At 66.4% G+C, this 214-nt stretch carries 1 protein-coding gene; it reads right to left on the reverse strand.

The genetic code is table 11. From position 1 onward, the window contains the following. Positions 1-214: transposase (locus L979_RS14135; RefSeq protein WP_047692919.1), on the reverse strand; the 214-nt coding region annotated here is incomplete at both ends.

Here is a 214-nt window from a genome sequence, read left to right on the forward strand (position 1 = left end):
CGCCGTGGCTGACCGAGTCGATCAGTTTGACCATTAGCTCGCGGCCGTGGCGCCGGTTCTCGTGGCGGTAGGCGGCGATCATGCGCTGGTAGACGCTCCAGGTGACCTCGACCTCGACGTGGGCGTCGTCGGCGAACAGGGTGTCCAGGCGGTCGTTCTGCTTGTCGTTGAGCAGGTCAGCTCCCGTGTGCAGGGTTCGCCGCGCCCGGTATAG

The sequence above is a fragment of the Kocuria sp. ZOR0020 genome (assembly GCF_000800955.1).
GTDB lineage: Bacteria > Actinomycetota > Actinomycetes > Actinomycetales > Micrococcaceae > Kocuria > Kocuria subflava.